The organism is Micromonospora sp. LOL_013 (genome assembly GCF_048060315.1).
Taxonomy (GTDB): domain Bacteria; phylum Actinomycetota; class Actinomycetes; order Mycobacteriales; family Micromonosporaceae; genus Micromonospora_E.
This window is the reverse complement of the sequence record NZ_JBHMIQ010000078.1, coordinates 1-4,596: the sequence shown is the minus strand read 5'-3', so window position 1 is coordinate 4,596 and position 4,596 is coordinate 1. Positions and strand designations below refer to the sequence as shown.

Genomic DNA, 4,596 nt, shown 5'->3' with positions numbered 1-4,596 from the left:
CCGCCGACGAACGCCTACGCGAGGTAGTCAACAGGGCCAACGTTGCCTGACGCGGCACTAGTCTGGGAGGCAGTCAACGAGTTGGCGCTGTCCGCCGACCAGACCCGAGACCTGATGTTAGGGATGATCCAGTGATCAATGAACCAGCATGGCGGAAGTCGTCGCGGTCGAACGGTTCATCCGGCAACTGCGTCGAGGTGGCCGACAACCTGCCCGGCCGGGTGCTGGTCCGGGACACCAAGGACCGCGACGGCGGCACCCTGGCCTTCGGCCCGTCCGCCTGGCGCTCCTTCGTCGAGCTGACCAAGCACCACCACTGACCAGCCCCCGCCCGGCGGGTCGGACGAGTCAGGCGGACGCAATCAGCGGTGCAGGAAGCGCCCGCAGGTGAGCAACGACGGCATCGGTGAACTCTCGAGTGTCGGCGGTGCCGCCGAGGTCCCGGGTCCGTACCCCGGCGGCAAGGCAGGCCTCGAACGCAGCGATGAGTTCTGCGGCGGCGGCCGACTCACCGAGGTGTTCCAGCATCAGGGCGCCGGCCCATATCTGCCCGATCGGGTTCGCGACGCCCTGACCGGCGATGTCTGGGGCGGAGCCGTGCACCGGTTCGAACATCGACGGAAACGCCCGTTCGGGGTTGAGGTTGGCGCTCGGGGCGATGCCGATCGAACCAGCGGCGGCACCGGCGAGATCGGACAGGATGTCGCCGAACAGGTTAGACGCGACGATCACGTCGAACGACGCCGGGTCGCGGACGAGTTTGGCGGCGAGCGCGTCGACAAGCTCCTTGTCGAGCCGTACACCGGGCACCTCACGTAAAGTCTGCCCGACGACCTCGTCCCAGAACGGCATGGTGTGGATGATGCCGTTCGACTTCGTCGCGGAGGTGACCAGCCCCCGGCGGCGGGCGGCGAGCTCCCCGGCGAACCTGGCGACCCGTTCCACCCCGATGCGGGTGAATATCGTCTGCTGGACCGCAGCCTCGCGGGCGTCGCCGGGATAGATCCGGCCACCGACGGTGCTGTACTCACCTTCGACGTTCTCCCGCACGATGACGAGGTCGATGTCGCCGGCGTTGACCACGCGGGTGGGGACACTGACCAACGAGCGGACCGGTCGTAGGTTGACGTACTGGTCGAAGTGACGCCGGATTGGGATGAGCAACCCCCACAACGTCTCAGCGTCCGGGATCTCCGGGTCGCCGACGGCACCGAGGAAGATCGCACGGTGGCTGCGTAGCTGATCGATGCCGTCGGCCGGCATCATCCGGCCATGCTGACGGAAGTGGGTGGAGCCCCACGGGTACGCATGCCAGTCGACGGTGTAGCCGTGCCGTTCGGCGACCACGTCGAGGCAGGTGATCGCCGCCGGCACCACCTCCTGCCCGATCCCGTCGCCGGCGATTACGGCGACGTCGTATCGACGCGACATCACGCGGTCGCCTTTTCCTTCGTCGGTTCGATCGGTCGGACGGTGTGCTCGAGGAAGAACGCCTCCAGCTCGGCCGATGCACCGAGTTTGTGCCGAAGCGCGACTTCGCTGGCGGCCTTGGCGTCACGGGCCCGCAAGTGGCCGAGGATCTCCTTGTGCTCCTGAAGCGACACTTCGAACCGGTGTGGCCGGAGCCGGAACAGGGCCTGAAATCCGACCTGCGCGCCTTCCAGATCGGCGAGGGTGTCGTACAGCACCTGGTTCCCGCTGGCCGTGTTGATCAAACCGTGGAAGGTGCGGTTCATCTCCGCGTAGTCGACCGTGGACTGACCCACCGCCGCAGTCTCCATCGCGGTGATCATCGCATCCAGCTCGTCGAGTTGGCTCTCGGTGAGTAGGTCGGCCGCCAAGCCAGTGGCGATGCTCTCCAAGTGACCACGGACGAACAGTGACTCGCGGATCTTCTGCGGGGAGAGCGTGATGACCCGGGCACCGGTGTACGGAATCATCTCCACGAGGCCGTCGCGTTCCAACATTCGGATCGCCTCGCGTACCGGGATCTCGCTGACGTCGTACTCGTACGCGATGCGCCGCAGCACCAGCCGGTCACCAGGCTGGTAGTCGCCGTTGATGATCCGGGTACCGGGTCTGGAAGCTCATCGAGAACGAAGTGGTCTCCGGCGACGAAAGTCCCTCCGGCGCATCCGCCTAGCCGCCCGACTTCTCCGGCGTCACGCACCGTCCCAAAAAGTTCGACCGATTGAGAAGGAACAGTGGGATGGATAAGAACACATCTACTCAAGTATGCCCGGGTAGCCCCACCAGCCGACGGCGACAACTCGGCTGGCGTGCCACCGCTGCCCTGCTCAGCACGGCGTTGCTCCTGACCGCCTGCGGCGGTGGAGGCGACGGCGGCTCGATCGCCGAGGAAGGCCGCGATGCGGTACTCGAATCAGCCAAGGCTCGTGACAAGACCTGGGTCGTCACCACCAGCGGTCCCGGCGTCGTGGTCGACGGCAAGAGCCTCGACTTCACGGTCGCCAAGATGCCCACAGTACGGGCGGCCGAGGCGATGAAGGCCGACGGTTGGAACGTCGAGGCCCGCTTCATCGAGGCGAACGAGAGCGTCGTTCAGTCGCTCGTCCAAGGCGAGTCGGACGCGATAAACGTAGCGCTACCTACAGTGCTCGCCGCCGTCGCCGGCGGGGTCCCGCTGCGGGTGTTCGGCGGCGGCTCCCGCTTCGGTTTCACCATCGTAGGCCGCACGGACATCACCGGCCCGCAAGACCTCGACGGCAAGAGGGTCGCCTACCAGGCCCCGATCTCGGCCGGCACCCTCGCCGCCCGGCTATGGGTGCTCGACGCCGACGTCGAACCGCAGTTCATCACCATGACCGGTTCCGCCGTACGGGTCGAAGCGCTGGTAGCCGGCGAACTCGACGCCACCGCAGTCTCCATCGGCTTCGACGAGGAAGTCACCGAGCAGGGCGAGCAGGGCGAATTCGACGTCCTCTACCGCCCCTTGGACGAGTACCCGTTCCTACTCGACACCGTCCTGACATACAACGAAGCCAGCTTTGACGACGAGACCAGAGTGTTCCTGGAGGAGTTCCAACGGCACCACGCCGAATCGGTACGAGAACTTGCTGACAACCCAGCCGTGCTCGACGAGTGGCTCGCCTACCACGAGGTGACCACTTCGCCGAGTGCCGAGGTGCTGCTGTCGCTCTTCTTCGAAGACATGGGTGTCGCCGCCGAAACGGTCGACCAGCAGGTCGACCTCATGATTGAAACCGAACAGATCGAACCCGACGACGGCTTCCCGTCCGGCTCGGAGCTGATCGACCCGTCGATCTGGCAGGTCGCCGAATCGATGATCGAGTAGTCCGCCAGCTGCCCGCACTGCGTAGCCGGAAAGGAGAGCGAGCCGCAGATGACCGCGCCGAGCTCCATCAGCGCCACATCGTCGACGGCGTCGCAGACGCCGGGGCTGCCGCGCCAGCGGCGGCCCCGGCGGGGACCGACACCCGACAACGGCCCACACGGCACGACCCGCACCGTCAAGGTGCTCCGGATCGTCAGCCCGCTTACGCTACTGCTCGCCTGGCAGATCGCGGCGCAGATAAGCAACTCGATCCTGTTTCCGACGCCGACTGCGATCGTCGCCGCCGCCTGGGACCTAGCCCTGTCGGGCGAACTCGGCCCAGCGCTCTGGCGCAGTAACCAGGCGCTGCTGATAGGCACGTCGGTCGCCCTCGCCGTGGGCGTGCCGATCGGAATCGCGCTAGGCCGCTCGCCACTGCTCAACCGGATCTTCGGCGTGTACATCGACATCGATCTGGCCACTCCGACTATCGCGTTGATCCCGATCGTCATCATCGTGTTCGGGCTTGGTCTGACGGCGCGGTCCGTCGTCGTCTTTCTCTTCGCCTTCGCACTAGTCGTTTCCCTGGTACGCACGGGAGCCCGGATCGTCGACGCCAACCTGATCGACATGGCGGCGGCGTTCGCCCCCACCCGGTGGCAACTGTGGGCAAAGGTGATTCTACCGGGCCTACTGCCCGCTCTCGGCGGCGCGTTCCGGGTAGCCGTGTCCCGGGGCGTGGTAGGGATGGTGATCGTCGAATTGACGCTCACCACCGTTGGGATCGGCGGACTGGTCATGGAGGCACGAAGCTTCTTCCAAGCCGATGTGGTCTACGCCGGGGTGGCCGTGGTGGTCGCCGAAGGACTGCTGTTGATGGCGCTCGGCCGCTGGGTTGAACGCAAGATCGCCCCGCAGGGGCTCTACGGCACAGGAGGCTAGCCCATGGTCTCGACACCGACCCGCACCACAACGACGTCGTTGGTGAGCCCTCGGGTGACCGCGCTAGTGTCCCGTGTCTGAAGTCTTTTTGCGGTTGGCTTTGGTGAGGATCTGGTCGGCGGTTTTGGTCCAGGCGAAGGGTTTGCATCGCTGGTTGTAGCCGTCGATGAACGCACGGATCGCGGCGGTCAGGTCGGGCACGGAGGTGAAGGTGCCGCGGCGGATGACCTGGCGGGTGATGATCCCGAAGAAGATCTCGTCGGGTAGCCCCGGCGCATTGCTGCGCCGGGGCCCCCTCAGCCTCGATCCACCGATGAAGGTTGGACCGGCAGGACCCCGGATGTAGAAAGTGCCCTCTG

General features: G+C 66.0%; 5 protein-coding genes and 1 pseudogene. 3 read left to right on the top strand and 3 right to left on the bottom strand.

The genetic code is table 11. The annotated features are described in order from the left end of the window. Positions 1–134: 134 nt before the first annotated feature. Positions 135–320: a DUF397 domain-containing protein gene (locus ACFHWS_RS28290; RefSeq protein ID WP_416569552.1), complete on the top strand. Its 186-nt coding sequence runs from the start codon at positions 135–137 to the stop codon at positions 318–320. 28 nt (positions 321–348) lie between these two features. Here ACFHWS_RS28290 and ACFHWS_RS28285 read toward each other — a convergent pair whose 3' ends face one another. Beyond that, on the bottom strand, positions 349–1,431 hold the full coding sequence (locus tag ACFHWS_RS28285; RefSeq protein ID WP_416569551.1) for a tartrate dehydrogenase: 1,083 nt from the start codon (positions 1,429–1,431) through the stop codon (positions 349–351). Further along, positions 1,431–2,063 carry a GntR family transcriptional regulator gene (locus ACFHWS_RS28280; RefSeq protein WP_416569550.1) on the bottom strand — a complete coding sequence of 211 codons (633 nt, stop codon included), beginning with the start codon at positions 2,061–2,063 and terminating at the stop codon, positions 1,431–1,433. Before ACFHWS_RS28280 ends, ACFHWS_RS28285 begins: the two co-directional genes overlap by 1 nt. A gap of 146 nt (positions 2,064–2,209) precedes the next feature. Here ACFHWS_RS28280 and ACFHWS_RS28275 point away from each other — a divergent pair, with 146 nt between their 5' ends. Beyond that, positions 2,210–3,316 (top strand): ABC transporter substrate-binding protein, encoded by a 1,107-nt coding sequence (locus tag ACFHWS_RS28275; protein WP_416569549.1) that lies wholly within the window; start codon positions 2,210–2,212, stop codon positions 3,314–3,316. Positions 3,317–3,364: 48 nt separating this feature from the next. Next, a complete protein-coding gene (locus tag ACFHWS_RS28270; protein ID WP_416569548.1) occupies positions 3,365–4,237 on the top strand; it encodes an ABC transporter permease in 873 nt (290 codons plus the stop codon). A gap of 63 nt (positions 4,238–4,300) precedes the next feature. Here ACFHWS_RS28270 and ACFHWS_RS28265 read toward each other — a convergent pair. Next, positions 4,301–4,596: pseudogene (locus ACFHWS_RS28265) on the bottom strand (hypothetical protein); the annotation flags it as partial.

Bases quoted from the DNA above. Each gene is read 5' to 3' on its own strand.
- ACFHWS_RS28270 (WP_416569548.1), top strand. From the start codon at position 3,365: ATGACCGCGCCGAGCTCCATCAGCGCCACATCGTCGACGGCGTCGCAG.
- ACFHWS_RS28285 (WP_416569551.1), bottom strand. From the start codon at position 1,431: ATGTCGCGTCGATACGACGTCGCCGTAATCGCCGGCGACGGGATCGGG.
- ACFHWS_RS28275 (WP_416569549.1), top strand. From the start codon at position 2,210: ATGGATAAGAACACATCTACTCAAGTATGCCCGGGTAGCCCCACCAGC.